The sequence below is a fragment of the Cellulosimicrobium composti genome, from assembly GCF_009711085.1.
Lineage (GTDB): Bacteria > Actinomycetota > Actinomycetes > Actinomycetales > Cellulomonadaceae > Cellulosimicrobium > Cellulosimicrobium composti.
Genome location: NZ_WMKA01000009.1, coordinates 97,526 through 115,115, shown reverse-complemented (window position 1 = coordinate 115,115; position 17,590 = coordinate 97,526). Strand labels below are relative to the sequence as shown.

Genomic DNA, 17,590 nt, shown 5'->3' with positions numbered 1-17,590 from the left:
CGCGCCCGCCGCGGACGCGCGCGCGGCGACCACCCCGCGGACCGGCACGAACCGCACGCGCGCACCCGGCGCGACGAGCGCCGGGGGGTCCCGGTCGGCGTCGAACATCGGCGCGCCCGTGCGCCCGAGGAGCCGCCACCCGCCCGGGGACTCGCGCGGGTAGACGGCCGTGAGGTCGCCCGCGAGCGCGACGGACCCCCCGGGGACGCGGGTCCGCGGCGTCTCGAGGCGCGGCGCCGCGATGCGGGGGTCGACGCCGGACAGGTACACGAAGCCGGGCGCGAAGCCCCCGAACGCGGCCTCGTACTCGCGCCCGGCGTGCCGTGCGACGACCTCCTCGGTGCTCGTGCCCGCCCACCGGGCGACGTCGTCGAGGTCCTGCCCGTCGTACTGCACGGGGATCTCGACGAGCGTGCCCGCCGGTGGGGCGTCGTCGTCCCCCGCGCGGCGTACCGCGTCGCGCGCCCAGGCGAGCGCCCGACGGACGTCGCCGGGGGCCGCGCAACGCACGAGGACGGTCCGGGCCGCGGGGACGACGTCGACCACCCCCGGCGGTACGTCGGCGAGGAGCGCGCGGTGCACCGCGCGCACGGCCGCGAGGTCCGGGAGGTCGACCAGCAGGGCCGTCTCGCCGAACCGGCTCACGGCCCCGTCGGCGCGCGTCACGACGGGCGGACCTCGCGCGCGCCCGTCACCGCGTCCACGAAGGGGCGGACCTCCACCCCGGCCTCCTGGAGCGCCGTCCGCAGCGCCCCGAGCAGCCCGACGGCGCCGGGGGTGTCCGAGTGGACGCACACCGAGTCCGCCTGGACGCGCACCGACGAGCCGTCCGCCGCCTCGACCGTCCCCGTCGTCACCAGCCGGACGACGCGGCGCGCGACCTCGTCCCCGTCGTGCACGACGGCGCCCGGCCGGCCGCGCGGGACGAGCTCGCCGGAGGGGAGGTAGCCGCGGTCCGCGAACGCCTCGCGGACGGTGGGCTGGCCGGCGGCATCCGCGAACCGCAGCACCGCCGAGCCGGGGAGCCCGACGACGGGCAGCGTGGGGTCGTAGGCGCGCACCGCGTCGACGACGGCCCGGGCCTGCGCCTCGTGGTGGACGATCGCGTTGTAGAGCGCGCCGTGCGGCTTGACGTAGCGCACCCGGTCCCCCGCGAGCCGGGCGAACCCGTCGAGGGCCGCGAGCTGGTAGAGCACCTCGTCGGCGAGCTCGCCGGGGTCCACGTCCATGAACCGCCGACCGAACCCCGCGCGGTCCCGATAGCTCACGTGGGCCCCCACCCGCACCCCGCGCGCCGCGGCGTCCCGCGTCACGGCCCGCATGGTGGTGGCGTCGCCGGCGTGGAAGCCGCACGCGACGTTCGCGCTGGTCACGAGCCCGAGCAGGGCCCCGTCGTCGGCGAGGGTCCAGCGGCCGAAGCCCTCGCCGAGGTCGGCGTTGAGGTCGATGCGCGTCACCTGCCCATCATGCCCGGGTCGCGCGGTCGCGGCGGGCACCGTGCGGCCCGTCGTCGCGGCGAGGCGTAGATTCCCCGCATGCCCGACGACCTGACCACCGCACCGCACGCCGTGCGGGTGCGCCGCGCGACGACCGACGACGCGGGCGCCCTCGCCGACCTCGCGGCGGTCACGTTCCCGCTCGCGTGCCCGCCCGGGACGTCGCCCGACGCGATCGCCGAGCACGTCGCCACGCAGCTCTCCCCGGAGCGGTTCCGCGCCTGGGCCGCGAGCGCCGACCGGGTCCTCCTCCTCGTCGAGCCCGACGACGACACACCGGGCGCGGCCGGGGACGCGCCCGTCGGCTACGCGCTCCTGGTGCGCGGCACACCGGACGACCCGGGCGTCGAGGCCGCCGTGGGCCCGGGTGCGGCGGTCGAGCTGTCGAAGATCTACGTGCACCCGCGGGCCCAGGGCACGGGCGTGGCGAGCGCGCTCATGCGCGCGGCCCTGGACGCCGCGCCGACGCTCGGCGAGGGGCTGACCGTGTGGCTCGGGACCAACGTGCTGAACGCGCGTGCCCAGGCGTTCTACCGCAAGCACGGGTTCGCGGTCGTCGGGTCGCGCACCTACGTGGTGGGCGGCGAGGAGCACTCGGACGTCGTCATGGTGCACGGCGCGTCCTGACCGCCGCGCGGGACGCCCGCCGGGGTCGGGCGACGACGCGCGCGGCCGTCTCAGTGGTCGTGGGAGTCCTCGCCGGGGACGTCGAGACCGCCGTCGAGCGAGTCGCCGGGGTGGACGGGGAGGAACACGTGGACGTGCCCCTGTCCCCCGGCGGTCGCGCGCAGGTCGAGCTGGACGGCCGCGAGGCCCCACGTGTCGACGGCGCGCGTGCGCAGCTCGCCCGCGAGCGCGTACAGGTCGGGGGCGGCCTCGGGGGCCGCGTCGGCGGCGAGCGCGACGGCGTCGAGCGCGTCCCCGACGAGCTCGAGCGACGTGAGCATGCCGTTGCGGACGATGTTGTGCTCCGACGAGCCGCTCGCAAGCGCCTCGGTCTCGGCGACGAGCGCGTCCACGTCCGCGCGCCAGGTCGCGACCTGCGCGGGGTCGGCGGGCACCGCGGTCGACCCGTCGACCGGGAGCACCGCGTGCAGCCCGTGGAGGACGGGCACGAGCTCGGTCTGCAGGTGCTGGGCGTGGTCGATCGACGCGACGAGGTTCTCGGCGTCGCGCGCCTCCTCGGCCGCCTCGAGCTCGGCGACCCGCGCCGGGTCCACGGCGAGCCCCTCGGCGGGCTCGCCCGCGTCGCGCGTCAGCGCGACCACGGCCGCGGCCACGACGGCCACGACGGCGAGCGCGCCGAGCACGACGAGCGCGCGGCGCCACGGGTCGAGGCCCACGAACCACCGGCGCGCGCGGACGCGCGCCGGTGGCCGGGGTTCGGGGCGGCCGGCACCACCCCGGTCGTCAGGACGGGAGCGCGCCGCGGACCTCGTCGGCCCGCCCGTGCCCCGGGACGCCCGGGCGTCCCGTGCGGCCGGTCGTGCCGACGACGTGCGTGCTCCGGTGCGCTGTGCCACCTGTCGCTCCTGTCCTGTGGTCGTCCCGCTCGGGTCGCCGGCCCGGCCACGAGGGCCGGGCCGGCGGGCGGCCGGTGACGGGAGCGGGTGCCCGTCACCGGCCCGCCGTCAGCCGCAGCTCACGGCGTCGTACGGCACCTCGATCTCGGTCGTGACGTCGCCGAGCGTCGCCGTGACCGTCGCCGTCCCCGCGTCGAACGCCGCGGCACGCGAGGCGAACGACTGGTAGGCGTTCGCCCCCACCTCGACCGCGTCGAACTCCTTGGAGCCGAACGGCGTGGTCAGGGTGATCGCGACGGGCGCCTCGTCGGCGTTCGTCGCGCGCAGAGCCAGGTACGCCTTGCCCGCGAGGCAGCGGGTGGACGCGGTGACCTCGACGTCGACCGTCGGCTCCGGCTCGGAGCCCGTCGTGAGACGGAACCAGTCGAACGCGACCGTGACGGGCGTCTCCTGCTCCGGGCCGATCGCCATGAGGCCGATCCTCGTCAGCGGCACGTCGTTGGTCACCGGCTCGCCCAGCGGCGTCCAGCTGACCCCGCCGTCGCTGACCCAGGCCTGGTACGTCGTCCCCACCTTCTCGAGGCGCAGGTACCAGTAGCCCGACTCGGTCGAGTCGGCGAGCTCGAGCTGACGGTTGCCGCCGTTGCCGAACTGGCCGCCCTTCTCCGAGACGAGCTCGGCGCCGAGGTCCAGCGCCGTGCCGGGCGTGTTCTTCGCGAGCACGTCGGCCTTGACGTAGTTGTCGTCGTCGCCGTACGCGATGAGCCCCGCGAGCTGCCACCGGTGCACGAGCGGCGCCTTGAACCGCGTCTCGACGACCCAGTCACCCTCCGGAGCGGTCTGGAGGACGAAGTTGCGCGGGTCGTCGTTGTTCCCGGCGTTGATGTCGCCCGGCTGGGTCGTGATGCGCAGCTCGCCGTCGGACACGGCGACCTTCGACCCGTCGTAGCGGACGATCGCGTCCCAGCGGCAGCCGTCGAGGGCGTCGCCCTCGAACTCGTCGCTCGGCTCGCGCTCGCCGTCGTCGGTGCCCGCGCCGGTCACCCGGACGTGGTCGACCTTCGCGACCGTGTCCGCCGTCGCGGTGTCGCCGGCGGCCATGACGCCGAACGTCGCGCCCGCCTTGACGGGCGCGGAGCCCGCCATCGCCGTCCACGCCTCGCCGTCCGCCGAGTACGCGGCCGTGATGGCGGAGCCGTCCGAGACGAGGCGCAGGTGGATCGTCGAGGGGAAGTCCCCCGCGACGTCCGTCTGGCCGTGCCACGTGCGGGACCCGCCCGTCTCGGTCTGGAACTCGAGGAAGCGGGCGCCGTTCTGGTTCTTCGTGAACGCGAGCTTGGTGTACTCGTCGTCGGTCACGTGGACCAGGAGCCCGGCGTGCTGCCAGTGCCGGGCGAGCGGGACGTCGATCTTGGCCTCGAGCGTCCACGCCCCGGCAGGGGCGGGCTGACCGAGGTAGCTGATCGGCCCGGCCGCGTCCTCGTTGATGTCGCCCTGCACGACGGGCAGGACGGCGTGGCCGTCGGCGACCGTGATCGGCGCGCCGTCGGCCTGGCGGACGACCGTCCACCGCGGGTCGAGCGCGTCGCCGTCGAACTCGTCCGACGCCTGCGCGAGGCACTGCGGCGGGGTCTGCTCGCCCGGCTCCTCGGTCTGCGGGTCGTCGTCGAACACGAAGTCCTGGAACTCGACCGCGCTCGTCGCCGTCGTGCTGTGCGCCGTGACGAAGAGGCCCACGTCCTGCACGGACGCCGCACCCGGCAGGGCCTGCGGCTCGCCGATCTGCGTGAAGGTCTCGCCGTCCTTGCTCCAGGACGCCGTGTACAGGTCGCCGTCGCGCACGATGCGCACCCACGCGGGGTAGCTCGTCGTGCTCGCGCTGCTCGACGCCGTGAGCTGCCCGCTCGAGTTGCCGCGCAGCCACTCGAAGCCGCCGCTCGGGCGCATGCCCAGGGCCGCGTAGCCCTGCGAGCTCGAGACCTGCGTGACGTCGTTGCGGACGATGATCCCGGCCTTGGCGGACCCGTTCGAGTTGCCCTGGCTGTTGATCCTCACCGTCGCCGACCAGTTCTCGTCGGCACCCTGCTCGCGGTAGATGGTGGAGTACTCGTTGGTGCCCTGCCACATGTTCGCGCCGCCCGACGTGATGAGGTACTTGCCCTCGGCGAGCTGCTCGAACGTCCCGTTCGCGTTGGTGAAGGTCTTCATGCCCCCGAAGAGGTCGCCGACCTGAGCGAGCACGACGCGGGACCGCGTGTACAGGCCCTTGTCGTTCGTCGCGACCGCGGTGAGCTCGTAGTAGTTGTCCGCCGTGGGGTTCCACGTGGCCTCGTACGGAGCCGTCTCGTCCACGCCGATGGACTCGCCGTCGACGAAGAACTCGACCTGGGTCACCGTGTTCTCGGTGTCGTCCGCCTCCGCGGTGACCGTCATCTCGCCCTGCTCGAGACGGACGCCGGCCTCGGGCGACGTGATCCGGACCTTCGGGCGCGTCGTGCCCGAGACGCCCTTGCCGTCCGCCTCGACGAAGTTGAGGCGACGCTCGCCCTCGCCCGGGAAGACGACGTAGAGCGTGAACGGCTCCATGGGGTCGGTGACGTCGACCGTCACGTCGGTGAACGTGCCGAGGCCCGTCTGCGGGATCTCGGCCGTCCCGAGGAGCTCGCCGTCGGGCGCGTCACGACGCAGCTCGATCGTGCTCTCGGCCGCGGCCGCGACGCGCAGCGTCAGCGCCTGGACGCCGTAGAGGCTCACCGGGTCGTACGACGCCCAGGACCCGTTCGAGCCCGTGATGACGGACCCGCCACCCTCGACGTCCCGGCTCGGGATCGTCGTGGTGCCCTGCGACTCGGCGTGGAACTCCGCCTCGCGCTTCTTCGGGAAGATGAGCGTCGTGTCCGAGCCGGTGAGCGCGGGCACGCCGCCCTCGCCGCCCCGGTCGGTGTACCGCGCGTCGATCACGTAGAAGACGTTCATGTCCTCCCCGTGCCCGCCGCCGAGGCTCGTCGCGACGGTGCCCGTGCGGCCGTGCAGCGGCTCGGACGGGTGCGCGTGCGCGTCGTGCCCGAGGGCCGGCTGGATGATGACCTGCTCGTCGTCGATCTCCTCGCCGTCCGGCGAGTCCTCGGCGTCGGTCACCGACACGTCCCACGTGATGTCGTCGCCGAACTCGAAGAACGAGCCCGTGGGCGGCAGCCCGAAGTCGACCTCGGGACGCGTGTTGCCCACCGTGATCGGGACCGTCGCCGTGCCGACCTTGCCGGCCGGGTCGGTCACCGTGAGGCGGGCGTCGTAGACGCCGTTCTCGGTGTAGGTGTGGCTGGGCGCGGCGGACGTCGAGTCCGTCGTCCCGTCACCGTCGAAGTCCCACGCGTACGTCAGCTCCTCGCCCTCGGGGTCGGTGCTCGCCGTGCCGTCGAACGACACCTCGAGCGGTGCGATGCCGGAGTCCGGCGTCGCGACCGGCTGCGACACCGGCGAGCGCGAGCCCGACACGTAGTCGATGCGGTGCAGGCCCGAGTTCGGGTTGTCGCGACCGAAACCGCCGCCCCAGTCGAGCACGTACATCGCGCCGTCGGACCCGAACTTGGAGTCGATCGGCGCGAGGAACTGCTCCTCGGGCAGGAACGGGTTGACCTTCTCGACGTCGGTCGCACCGGCCCCGGCCTCGGGGTCCTTGAGGTCGATCGTGTACATCTTGTTCCGGGCCCACTCGTAGAAGAAGGCCTTGCCGTCGTAGGACGACGGGAACTTCGTGTCGGAGTCGAGCTCCGGGTCGTACTCGTAGAACGGGCCGCCCATGGGCGCGAGGCCGCCGCCCGCGTTGATCACGCCGGGCACCGACGAGCGCTGGTAGCCGTACCAGAGGTCCGCGGGCTGCGCCGGGGGCAGCTCGGTGAGACCGGTGTTCTTCACCGAGTCGTTGATCGGCGCGTCGCAGTCGAAGAAGTCGCCCACCGTCACCGGGTTCGTCCGGTAGTCGATGTCGCGGAACGGCTCGTTGTCGCCCATGCACAGCGGCCAGCCGAAGAAGCCCGGCTCCTTGATGAGGTTCCACTCCGCGATGCCGGCCGGGCCGCGGTTGGCCAGGTTGTCCGACCCGTTGTCGGGCGAGTAGTCGGCGACGCCGAGGTACCCGGTCTTCGGGTCGATCGTGAACCGGAACGGGTTGCGGAAGCCCATCGCGTAGATCTCGGGCAGCGTCTTCTCGGTGCCCGGGGCGAACAGGTTCCCCTCGGGGATCGAGTAGGTGCCGTCCTCCTCGGGGTGGATGCGCAGGACCTTGCCGCGCAGGTCGTTCGTGTTCGCCGACGTCGCGCGCGCGTCGTGCCACGTGCCGTCGCGCTCCGAGATCGGCGCGTAGCCGCCCGAGGGCTCGGAGTGCGGGTTCACGTCGTCGCCCACGCCGATGTACAGGTCACCGGTCTCGTGGTCGACGAGGAGGCCGCCGCCCGTGTGCCCCGGCTCGTCGGGCAGGCGCCCGGCCGGGATCTCCAGGAGCACCTTCTCCGAGGCCGGGTCGATGACCGTCTCGCCCGGTCCGCCCGAGGTGACCGTGAAGCGCGAGACGCGGCTGAAGAAGTTCGCCGGGTCGGAGTCGTCCGGGCTCGCGGGCGCGTAGTACTGGTACAGGTACCCGTTCTCCGCGAAGTCCTTGTCCAGCGCGATCCCCAGCAGGCCGTCCTCGCCGCCCGAGTACACGGGGATCGTGATGGCGGTCGTGGTGTTCTGCGTGCGCGGGTCGTAGACGCGGATCTGGCCGCGCACGAGCTCGGTGAAGAACACGCGGCCGTCGGGCGCGACGTCCATGCCGAACGGCGCGCTCGTGTTCGTGTCGAGCGCCACCTTCTCGAACGAGCCCCAGTCGGTGCCGCCGCAGTCGCCCTCGACCAGGCCCGCGGCCCACTGCACGCCGCCGACGACGTGCTGCACGAAGTCGGGCTCGTCGGTGTAGTGCGCCCCGAAGTGGCCCATGCCCGTCATCCAGGCCCGGCCGCCGTCGTACGCGCGGCACCACGAGATGGGGTGGTCGTAGCCCATCCTGTTGCCGCCCGGGTCGTACGTGGTCTCGTCCATCGTGGCGAGCACGTGAGCGTTCCCCCGGACGTTCGCCGAGTAGTTGTACCACTCGTCCGCGCGCGTCCAGCGCTGCGGCAGGTGCTCGGTCGACGGGTGCGTGCGGTCCTCGACGCGGACCGTCCCCGGCAGGCCCGGGCTGTTGCCCGTGGCGGCGTGACCGGGCATCAGCGCGCCGATCATGTCGTCCCACCACTGGTAGTCGCCGCGCATGTCGGTCGCGTTGTGGATGGCGACGATGCCGCCGCCCGCCTGCTGGTAGCGCTCGAGCGCGGCCTTCTCGTCGGCGTTCCAGGGGTCGCCCGACGTCTGGAACATGACGAGGGCGTCGTACTGCGCGAGGTCCTCGTCGTTGAAGACGGACGAGTCCTCCGTGTGGTCGGACGCGATGCCGACCTCGGCGAACGCGGCCTCGAGCACCGGGGTGCCCTGCGTGATCGCCTCGGTGTGCCGGAACTGGGTCGTCTTGGTGAAGATGAGCACCTTGTGCTCTTCGTCCGCGGGGACGGGGTCGTCGGCGGCAGTGGCCATCGTGACGGGCGCGAGCGTGAACGCGAGCGCTCCGATGGTCAGTGCCGCGACGGACCGCGCCCTGCGGGGGCGTCGTGCGGTCATCGTGGTGCCTCCAGGGCATGACGTGCGGACCCGGACGTCCTCGTCCGGGAAGGTTGGTCGTCATCCCGCGGCGTGCCGGCGCCTGCGGTCGTCGTCGACTACGGCTACGAGTGCTCCGGCGTGGGCATCAGTCCCTTCAGGTAGGCGAGGCCATCGAGCGCGATGGCGTCCTGGCTCGGCGCCAGCGGCCGCCAGATCGAGGCGGCCGTGGCGATCGTCGCGTTCTCGGCCGTGAAGGACTCGATGACGAGCGGTCCGTCGTAGCCGGTCGCGTCGAGCGCGGCGAGGAGGCCGCGCCAGTCGAGGTGGTCGGTCCCGGGCGCGCCGCGGTCGTTGCCGCACACCTGGACGTGCTCGATGCGCTCGCCCGCGCGCGCGATCGCGGCGGGCAGGTCCGTCTCCTCGATGTTCATGTGGTAGACGTCGAGCATGAGGCCGATGCCGGCCGCGGGCAGGCGCCGCACGACCTCCAGCCCCTGGTCGACGGTGTTGAGGAGGCTCGTCTCGTAGCGGTTGAGCGGCTCCAGGCCGACGACGACCCCCGCGGCGATCGCGTGGTCCACGACGGGCGCGAGGTTCTCCGCGAGCTCGGCGTACGCGGCCTCGCGCTCCGCCGGGCCGAGGCGCCACGTGCGGCCCACGGACGCGTACGCGGGCCCGCCGATCACCGGGGCGCCGACGGTGTGCGCGACGTCGACGACGTGGCGCAGGTAGTCCTGGGTCGAGCGCACCGTCGCGGCGTCCGCGGCGACGAGCTCGCGGCCCTCCCCCATGACGAGCGAGACGCTCGCGCCGAGCCCGTGGTCGGCGAGGACGGCGGCCGCCGTCGCGGGGTCCCAGTCCCCCGGGTTCTCGACGGGGAGCTCGAGCACGTCGAACCCCCACCCGGCCACGCGCGGCGCGATGCCGCGCAGCGCGTCGTCGGTCAGGGGCGAGGTCCATACCCAGGTGTTGACGCCGAGCGCGCGCGGGCGCAGCGGCGGGACGTCGGACCCGTGCGGGGACGGGCCCGGGCGGGCGGACGGCGCGGTCGGGGCGGAAGGAGCCACGTCGCTCTCTCTCGTCAGGTCCGACGCACGGCCGTCCCCGCCCGCGCGCCCGACGACGCGAGGCGCACCTCCGCGCGGGAGGTGCGCCGCGTCGTCGGGCCGACGGGCGGGGCGCCCGGCCGGTCGGACGGCGACCGGGCGGCCCCTGGGTGGTCCGGCCCCGCGGGGCCGGACCGAGGTGCTTCGTCGGACGTTACCGGTCCGCGGCCCTCGAACGGGTCAGCGGTCCGTCCAGGCCTCCGGGAAGCCCGGCAGGTCCTCGCCGCCGAACTTCGCGTAGTGCAGCGACGGCATGTCCTTGTTCGCGTCGAGGTAGGCGTCCAGCTCCTCGGCCTCGATCGGCGCCTGCGGCAGGACCCACTCCGACGGCACCTGCTCGCCGGCCCAGATCATCTGCGCCGCGAGGATCGGGGTGCGCCACTGGAAGTTGGAGTACACGGCGCCGATCGCCGTCATGTCCGTGTCCTTCCACTTGCGCAGGAAGCTCATCTCGTCCTCGCCCATGAAGACCGGGTACGGCTTGCCCGCGTCCTCGAACGCCTCGACCGCCGCGACGGCGCCGTCGCCGGCGTCCATCCAGATGCCGTCGACGTCCCCGCGCTGGAGGTACTGCGTGACGATGTCCTTGATCTTCGCGCCGTCACCGCCGGTGAACTCCGCGCCGACGACCTCGAGCTCCGACTCGGAGAAGATCTTGTCGGCCGCCGCCCAGCGGTTCTCGAGCACGTCCACGCCCGGGAGGATGCGCAGCGCGAGGACCTTCGAGCCCGGCTCGAGGTTCTCCACGAGGAACTCCGCGCCGTCGGCGCCGTAGGCGTAGCCGCCGATCGGGTGGATGAACGTCACCATGCAGTCGGTGTTGACGCCGCGGTCGAACACGATGACGGGCTTGCCCGACTCGCACGCCGCCTCGACCGCGGGCGTCAGCGTCGCCGTCGTGGACGGCGAGATGATGATCGCGTCGCAGTCGCCGGCCTCGACGAAGGCCTGGATGTCGGAGATCTGCTTGTTGTCGTCGTCCGCCGCGTCGGACACGCGGAACTCGCCGATGACGCCCTCCTCGGTGAGGACGTCGACCTGCTGCTGCATCGTGATCCAGCCGGTCACGCGCCACGGGTTGGACACCGAGGCGTTCGAGAAGCACAGCGTGTTGCCGCCCTCCGCGCTCGCGAACTCGGCGGTGTCCACGTACTCGGGCTCGATCGCCTGGAGCCACGGCTGGTCGGCCGGCCCCTCGGGCACGACCTCGCGCTGGGCGAGCTGACGGTCGTAGTCCGCCTGGACGAACCACTCGGAGTCGGCGCCGCCGGACTCCTCGCTCGCGGGGCTCTCCTCGGCGGACGTCTGACCGCCCTCCCCGGTGTCGGTGGGCGTGTCGGTCGTGCAGGCGGCCGCGAGGAACAGCGTGGCCACCGCCGTGCCGGCCAGGAGTGCTCGTGTACGTCGCATGTCCTTCTCTCCTTGGTGAGACGTCGTCGTCCCGCAGCGTGCGGGGAAGGGGGTGCTGGGTCGGTAGGTGGGGGTCTGCGGGCAGGCTGGAGGTCGCGCGGGCGGGGGTCCGCCGGGGCGCCGGGGCTCAGGCGTTGGCGGGGGCGGGCTCCTTCGGTGCGGCGGCCGGCCCCGCGGCAGGCGGGGCGCCGGAGGCGGACGCGCGGCGCCGGGAACGGCGCGGCAGCGCGGCATACGCGACGGCGGCGATGATGATCACGCCCTGGACGGCCGGTCGGATGGTCGACGGGAGGCTGAGCTGGTTGAACAGCGTGAACAGCGCCTCGAGCGTGAGCGCGCCGGCCATCGCCGCGACGACGGTCCCGCGCCCGCCGCCGAGCACGACCCCGCCGAGCACGACGGCCGTGATCGCCATGAACTCCAGTCCCTGGCCCACCTGGGCCGTCACGCCCGCGTAGCCGCCGATGAGGACCGCGGCGACGGTCGCGAGGAACCCGGACAGGAGGAACGCGCGCGTGCGCACCCACCACACCGCGCTCCCGGCGTACCCGGCCGCGACGTCGTTGTCGCCCGTCGCGACGAGCGTGCGGCCGAACGGGCGGCGCATGAGCAGCGCGGCGAGCACGCCGAGCACGACGACGACCACGAGCGCGTACGGCACCTGGAACTGGCCGGGAGTGTCGGGCAGGCCCCCGCGGCCCCACTGCCGGAAGCCGTCGGTGAGGGCGCCCGTGGGCGCGCCGCCCGTCCAGAGCCGGATGGCGCCGTAGAGGACGAGCATCATGCCGAGCGTCGTGATGAACGACGGCACCTTGAGCAGGGTCGTGACGAGCCCGTTGACGAGGCCGACCGCGAGGCCGAACACGACCATGAGCGCCATGACGGGCCACGTCATCGCGTCCTCGCCGTCCATGAGCTTCGCCGCGATGACGACCTGCGCCCCCACGAGCGAGCCGACCGAGAGGTCGAACTCGCCGGACACGATGACGAAGTACTGCCCGATCGCGAGGATGACGAGCGGCGCGGCCTTCTTGGCGAAGGCCATGAGCGACATCGGCTCGCCGAACGAGGGGTTCATCACGAGGATGACCGCGAAGACGAGCACGAGGAGCGCGAACACGGTCCAGCTCCCGCCGGCGGTGAGCCGCTCGAGCCAGCCCGCGCGCGGCGCGCGCGCGGGGATCGTCCGGCGCGTGGTGTCGGTGGTCATGCGGACGCACCTCCGGTGCGGGTCGGGCGGAAGCGGGCCCGGCTGCTCGCCGGGTCGATCTGCCGCCGGGCGTACAGCGCGACGGCGGCGATGATGATGACGCCGCGCAGGACGTCCTTGAAGAACGGGTCGACGTCGAGGACGTTGAAGACCGTGTCGAGCACCGCGAGGATGAGGACGCCGCCCACCGTCCCGACGACCGAGCCGCGCCCGCCCAGGAGGAGGGTCCCGCCGAGCACCACGGCGGCGATCGAGTCGAGGTCCAGCCCGTAGGAGTACACGAGCGCGTTGCCCGTGCCGAAGCGCGCGGCGATGAGGAGGCCCGCGACGCCCGCGCACACCGAGCACAGCACGTGGGCGAGGACCAGCGTGCGGTCGGTGCGGATGCCCGAGAGCCGCGCGACGTCGGTGTTCCCCCCGACGGCGAACATGTGGTACCCGGGCCGCGTGCGCGTCAGGAGCACGACACCGGCCGCGGCGACGAGCAGCATGACGATCGTCGAGACCGGGACGGGGCCGACGCGCGTGTACCCGAACATCTGGAAGGACGACGGCACGTCGCCCGCCGGGCCCTTGAACTGCGTGTCGAGGTAGCCCTTGATGATGAGGCCGACGCCGAGCGTCGCGATGAACGCGTTGACGCGCAGCTTCGCGATGACGAGCCCGTTGACGAGCCCGACGACCGCCGACACCCCCAGCGCCGCGACGACGCCGAGCCAGGCACGGGACGGGTCGCCCGCCATGGTCGTCGCGCCGACGATCGACGCGAGCGCGACGACGTAGCCGACCGAGAGGTCGAGCGAGCGGCACAGGATCGCGAACGTCTGCCCGATCGCGACGAACCCGAGCAGGCTCGTCTGCGTGAGCATGTACGCGGTGTTCGCGGTGCTGAAGAGGTTGCCGCCGCCGACGGCGACGAGGACGCCGGCGATCACGAGGATCCCGACGAGGGCGAGGTAGACGATCTCCGTCGAGCCCAGGCGGCGCCGGCGCGCCGGGGCGCGGCGCGCGGTGGGCGCGGCGGTCGCGACCGCGGTGCTCATCGGTCCTCCTTCGGGCCGTCGTGGTCGTGCGGGGCGGCGTCCGGCTCCGCGCCGGGGAGCTCGTCGGCGTCGGCGAGGGCGTCGAGGTCGACCCGGACGTGCTCGCCCGACGTGTCCTCGCCCGCGCCCGTGGCGAGCGCCATCACGGTCTCCTCGTCGCTGCCCGCGGGCAGCTCGCCCGCGAGGCGGCCGTCGCGCATGACGAGCACGCGGTCCGCCATCGCGACGACCTCGGGGAGCTCGGACGAGATGAACAGGACGGCGACGCCGTTCGCGGTGAGCTCGCGCATGAGGTCGTAGACCGCACGCTTGGCGCCCACGTCGATGCCGCGCGTCGGCTCGTCGAGGACGATGACCTGCGGGTCCGTGACGAGCCACTTCGCGAGGACGACCTTCTGCTGGTTGCCCCCGGACAGGTACTGGACCTCGGCCTCCTGCGAGCTCGCGACGAGCTCGAGCGACGACAGGATCCCGGGGATCCGCTTCGCGCGACGGTCCGCCTGGCCGGGGACCACCGCGTCGAGCACGAGCCGCGCGTTGGCGAGGATCGACTGGCCCAGGGCGAGGCCCTCGGCCTTGCGGTCCTCGGTGACGAGCGCGAGCCCGGCGCGCACGGCCTGCCGCGGCGAGCGCACGTCCACGGGCCGTCCGCCGACGAGGACGCGGCCGCGCGTGAAGCCCGCGATGCCGAAGATGCCGTGCGCGATCTCGGTGCGCCCCGAGCCCTGGAGACCCGCGAGCGCGACGATCTCGCCGGCCCGGACCTCGAACGACACGTCGTCGACCTGCGTGTTGCCGGCGCCCTCCAGCGCGAGGCGCACCTCGCCCGGGACGGTCGAGGGGTCCTTGTCGGGGAAGTAGCCCGCGAAGTCGCGGCCGACCATGGTGCGCACGAGCCGGTCGGGGTCGATGTCCGCCGTCGGCGTGGTCAGCACGTGGTTGCCGTCCTTGAGCACCGTGATGGTGTCGCAGAGGTCGAAGATCTCCTTGAGGCGGTGCGAGACGTAGAGGATCGCGACGCCGCGCTCCTTGAGCCGGTGCACGAGCTCGTAGAGGAGCTCGACCTCCTGGTCGGCGAGCGCCGCCGTCGGCTCGTCCATCGAGATGATGCGCGCGTCGTAGGACACGGCCTTGACGATCTCGACGATCTGCTGCTGCGCGACGGACAGCGAGCCGACGCGCATCCACGACGCGAGACCGGTGAGGCCGAGGTCGGCGAGGAGCGCGGTCGTGTCGGCGTGCATGCGGCGCCGGTCGACGAGGCCCGCGCGGCGCGGCTCGCGGCCGAGGTAGACGTTCTCGGCGACGGAGCGCTCGGGCAGGAGGTTGAACTCCTGGAACACGGTGGACACGCCCGCGTGCTGCGCGGCGAGGGGTGACGCGAAGGTCGTGACCTCGCCGTCGAGCTCGAGCGTGCCGGCGTCCGGGCGGTGCACGCCCGCGATGATCTTCATGAGGGTCGACTTGCCCGCGCCGTTCTCGCCGACGAGGGCGTGGACCTCACCGGGGCGCACGTCGAGGTCGATGTCGCGCAGCACGGAGTTGCCGAAGAACTCCTTGCCCACGCCGCGCAGGCGCAGGATCGGCTCGTCCCCGCCCTCCCCCGCGGCCGGGGGCCGCGGCTCGCGCGTCGTGGTCGCGGTCACGCCGCCACCTCGACCCATCCGCCCGAGCGCACCGACTCCGCGACCGCCGCGGCGAGACGCGCGGCCCGCAGGCCGTCGTCGAACGTGGGCAGACCGTCGGGGACGTCCCCGCCGATCGCGGCGGACGTGTCGGCGACGAGCGCGTCGAAGCAGTCCTGGTAGCCCTGCGCGTGCCCCGCGGGCAGGCGCGAGTAGCGGGCGGCGGCCGCCGAGAGCGACTCCGGGTCGCGCACGAGGAGACGCGACGCGTCCCGCCGGCCCTCCCACAGCAGCTCGGGCTGCTCCTGGTCGAACGACAGGGTCGACTCCGAGCCCGAGATCTCGAGGAACAGGCGGTTCTTGCGTCCCGCCGACACCTGCGAGATGACCGCGGACCCGAGCGCGCCCGCGTCGGTCGCGTACTGGAGGGTCACGGCGTCCTCGGTCGCGACCTCGCGCTCGACGCCGTCCGCGCCGCGGCGCCGCGGGTTGACCGTGGCCGACTGCGCGACGAGCCGCACGATGCGGTGCCCGGTCGTGAACTCGAGGAGGTCGCAGAAGTGCGAGCCGATGTCGCCGAACGCGCGGCTCGCGCCGCCGAGCGCGGGGTCGACGCGCCAGTTGTCGTCGGAGTCGCGCAGGAGCCAGTCCTGCAGGTAGGACCCATGCACGAGCGAGACCGCGCCGACCTCGCCGCGGCGCACGCGCTCGCGCGCCTCGCGGACCATGGGGTGGAAGCGGTAGGTGAACGGGACCACGGCGACGCGGCCGTCGGCGGCTCGGGCGTCCGCGGCGAGGCGCGCGAGCTCGACCGCGCCCTCGACGTCGGTCGCGAGCGGCTTCTCGCACACGACGTGCTTGCCGGCCTCGAGCGCCGCGCGGGCGAGGGGGACGTGCAGGTGGTTGGGCGTGCAGACGTGGACGACGTCGACCTCGGGGTCGTCGAGGACCTCCTGGACCGAGCCGACCGCGCGCTCGGCGCCCATCCCCGGCGCCGCGGCGCGCGCGGTGTCGAGGTCGGCGGCCGCGACGCTCACGACGCGCCCGCCCCCCGTGCGCACGGCCCGGGAGTGGACGCCGCCCATGAAACCGGCGCCGAGGATGCCGGCGCGGTAGCCGGCGGCGGGGAGCCCGCCCTCGTCCGGGGCGCTGGAGGGAAAGGTCTGTCGGGCGGCGAGGGCCCCTGCTGTGGTCGCTCCCGGGAGGGGCGCACCCGGCTCCAGCACCGGTGTGCGCACGTCCTGCGCGACGTCGTCGGCTCGCATGGGTGATAAACGTAGAGGCACTTATGTCGAGGGTCAAGCAAAAGACGAACATAGCCCGTCACGGTTATATAACCCAAGTCGCAAAACAAATGTGAAGGATCGTCCACGGGACGGTCCGCGCCGGGCACGCCACCGCCCCCGGTCGGCGGGCGACCGGGGGCGGTGACGCGTCGGACTGTCCTCCCCCACCCGTCGGCCGGCGCGCCGGCCGACGGGGAGACCGTGCGGGCTACTTCGTCGAGAAGGCGGCGTCGAACGCCGCGTCAGGAGCGTCGAAGGCGTACTTCTTCACGAACTCGAGCGCCTCCGGAGCACCCACGAGTCGGTCCATCCCGGCGTCCTCCCACTCGACGGAGATGGGACCCTCGTAGCCGATCGTGTTGAGCATGCGGAAGGCGTCCTCCCACGGCACGTCACCGTGGCCGGTCGAGATGAAGTCCCAGCCGCGGCGCGGGTCCGCCCACGCGAGGTGCGAGCCCATGCGGCCGTTGCGGCCGTTGCTCATCCGCTTCTTCGTGTCCTTGCAGTCCACGTGGTAGATGCGGTCCTTGAAGTCCCACAGGAAGCTCACCGGGTCGATGTCCTGCCAGACCATGTGGCTCGGGTCCCAGTTGAGGCCGAACGCCTCGCGGTGCCCGATCGCCTCGAGCGTACGAACCGTCGTCCAGTAGTCGTACGCGATCTCGCTCGGGTGGACCTCGTGCGCGAACCGCACGCCCACCTCGTCGAACACGTCGAGGATCGGGTTCCAGCGGTCCGCGAAGTCCTGGTACCCGGCATCGATCGCCTCCTGGGAGACCGGCGGGAACATCGCGACGTACTTCCAGATGGCCGACCCCGTGAAGCCCACGACGGTCTTGACGCCGAGCTTCGCCGCGATCCGCGCGGTGTGCTTCATCTCCTCCGCGGCGCGCTGGCGCACGCCCTCGGGGTCGCCGTCGCCCCACACGACGTCCGGCAGGATGTCGCGGTGGCGCTGGTCGATCGGGTCGTCGCACACCGCCTGGCCCTTGAGGTGGTTCGAGATCGCGTAGACCTTGAGGTCGTACTTCGCCAGCAGGTCGAGCTTGCCCTGGACGTACTCGTCGTCGTCCCAGCGCCAGGGGTCGAGGTGGTCCCCCCAGCAGGCGATCTCCAGCCCGTCGTAGCCCCAGCCGGACGCGAGCCGCGCCACCTCCTCGAACGGCAGGTCGGCCCACTGCCCGGTGAAGAGGGTGATCGGTCGTGCCATGGTCGTGT

12 protein-coding genes are annotated in these 17,590 nt (G+C 73.3%); 1 reads left to right on the top strand and 11 read right to left on the bottom strand.

The window, feature by feature from the left end; genetic code table 11:
- Positions 1-666: 5-oxoprolinase subunit B family protein (locus GJV82_RS06205; protein WP_318657349.1), on the bottom strand; the 666-nt coding region annotated here is incomplete at its 3' end.
- Positions 663-1,457, bottom strand: a complete 795-nt coding sequence (locus tag GJV82_RS06200) for a LamB/YcsF family protein (protein WP_318657348.1) — start codon at positions 1,455-1,457, stop codon at positions 663-665. The genes GJV82_RS06205 and GJV82_RS06200, both read right to left, overlap by 4 nt.
- 78 nt (positions 1,458-1,535) lie before the next feature.
- Here GJV82_RS06200 and GJV82_RS06195 point away from each other — a divergent pair, with 78 nt between their 5' ends.
- Positions 1,536-2,123, top strand: coding sequence for a GNAT family N-acetyltransferase (locus tag GJV82_RS06195; protein ID WP_196217192.1), 588 nt, complete (start codon positions 1,536-1,538; stop codon positions 2,121-2,123).
- A gap of 50 nt (positions 2,124-2,173) precedes the next feature.
- On the opposite strand, the gene GJV82_RS06190 is transcribed toward GJV82_RS06195, so the two are convergent.
- The 9 genes from GJV82_RS06190 to GJV82_RS06150 all read right to left on the bottom strand — a co-directional run bounded on the left by GJV82_RS06190 (position 2,174) and on the right by GJV82_RS06150 (position 17,582).
- Entirely contained in the window at positions 2,174-2,839 is a 666-nt protein-coding gene (locus GJV82_RS06190) for a hypothetical protein (RefSeq protein ID WP_155098617.1), read from the bottom strand.
- A 288-nt stretch (positions 2,840-3,127) separates the two neighbouring features.
- Positions 3,128-8,710, bottom strand: coding sequence for a ThuA domain-containing protein (locus GJV82_RS06185; protein ID WP_155098616.1), 5,583 nt, complete (start codon positions 8,708-8,710; stop codon positions 3,128-3,130).
- Between the two features lie 104 nt (positions 8,711-8,814).
- Complete coding sequence (locus tag GJV82_RS06180; RefSeq protein ID WP_318657347.1) at positions 8,815-9,759, bottom strand: sugar phosphate isomerase/epimerase family protein; 945 nt, start codon at positions 9,757-9,759, stop codon at positions 8,815-8,817.
- A gap of 219 nt (positions 9,760-9,978) precedes the next feature.
- Positions 9,979-11,208 carry a substrate-binding domain-containing protein gene (locus tag GJV82_RS06175; RefSeq protein ID WP_155098615.1) on the bottom strand — a complete coding sequence of 410 codons (1,230 nt, stop codon included), beginning with the start codon at positions 11,206-11,208 and terminating at the stop codon, positions 9,979-9,981.
- Between the two features lie 127 nt (positions 11,209-11,335).
- Positions 11,336-12,418 (bottom strand): ABC transporter permease, encoded by a 1,083-nt coding sequence (locus GJV82_RS06170; protein ID WP_155098614.1) that lies wholly within the window; start codon positions 12,416-12,418, stop codon positions 11,336-11,338.
- Entirely contained in the window at positions 12,415-13,461 is a 1,047-nt protein-coding gene (locus GJV82_RS06165) for an ABC transporter permease (protein ID WP_155098613.1), read from the bottom strand. The genes GJV82_RS06170 and GJV82_RS06165 overlap by 4 nt, the downstream gene beginning before the upstream one ends.
- The gene (locus tag GJV82_RS06160) at positions 13,458-15,125 is read right to left on the bottom strand and encodes a sugar ABC transporter ATP-binding protein (RefSeq protein ID WP_081772178.1); all 1,668 of its coding nucleotides are present in this window, start codon (positions 15,123-15,125) and stop codon (positions 13,458-13,460) included. The genes GJV82_RS06165 and GJV82_RS06160 overlap by 4 nt, the downstream gene beginning before the upstream one ends.
- Positions 15,104-16,351 carry a Gfo/Idh/MocA family protein gene (locus tag GJV82_RS06155; RefSeq protein WP_155098612.1) on the bottom strand — a complete coding sequence of 416 codons (1,248 nt, stop codon included), beginning with the start codon at positions 16,349-16,351 and terminating at the stop codon, positions 15,104-15,106. Before GJV82_RS06155 ends, GJV82_RS06160 begins: the two co-directional genes overlap by 22 nt.
- Before the next feature lie 229 nt (positions 16,352-16,580).
- Positions 16,581-17,582, bottom strand: a complete 1,002-nt coding sequence (locus tag GJV82_RS06150; RefSeq protein WP_024839221.1) for a sugar phosphate isomerase/epimerase family protein — start codon at positions 17,580-17,582, stop codon at positions 16,581-16,583.
- Between the last annotated feature and the right edge of the window lie 8 nt (positions 17,583-17,590).

What these genes read in the sequence shown, in the direction of transcription:
- GJV82_RS06195 (WP_196217192.1), top strand. Translation starts at nt 1,536, where the DNA reads ATGCCCGACGACCTGACCACCGCACCGCACGCCGTGCGGGTGCGCCGC.
- GJV82_RS06185 (WP_155098616.1), bottom strand. Translation starts at nt 8,710, where the DNA reads ATGACCGCACGACGCCCCCGCAGGGCGCGGTCCGTCGCGGCACTGACC.
- GJV82_RS06175 (WP_155098615.1), bottom strand. Translation starts at nt 11,208, where the DNA reads ATGCGACGTACACGAGCACTCCTGGCCGGCACGGCGGTGGCCACGCTG.
- GJV82_RS06170 (WP_155098614.1), bottom strand. Translation starts at nt 12,418, where the DNA reads ATGACCACCGACACCACGCGCCGGACGATCCCCGCGCGCGCGCCGCGC.
- GJV82_RS06165 (WP_155098613.1), bottom strand. Translation starts at nt 13,461, where the DNA reads ATGAGCACCGCGGTCGCGACCGCCGCGCCCACCGCGCGCCGCGCCCCG.
- GJV82_RS06160 (WP_081772178.1), bottom strand. Translation starts at nt 15,125, where the DNA reads ATGGGTCGAGGTGGCGGCGTGACCGCGACCACGACGCGCGAGCCGCGG.
- GJV82_RS06155 (WP_155098612.1), bottom strand. Translation starts at nt 16,351, where the DNA reads ATGCGAGCCGACGACGTCGCGCAGGACGTGCGCACACCGGTGCTGGAG.
- GJV82_RS06150 (WP_024839221.1), bottom strand. Translation starts at nt 17,582, where the DNA reads ATGGCACGACCGATCACCCTCTTCACCGGGCAGTGGGCCGACCTGCCG.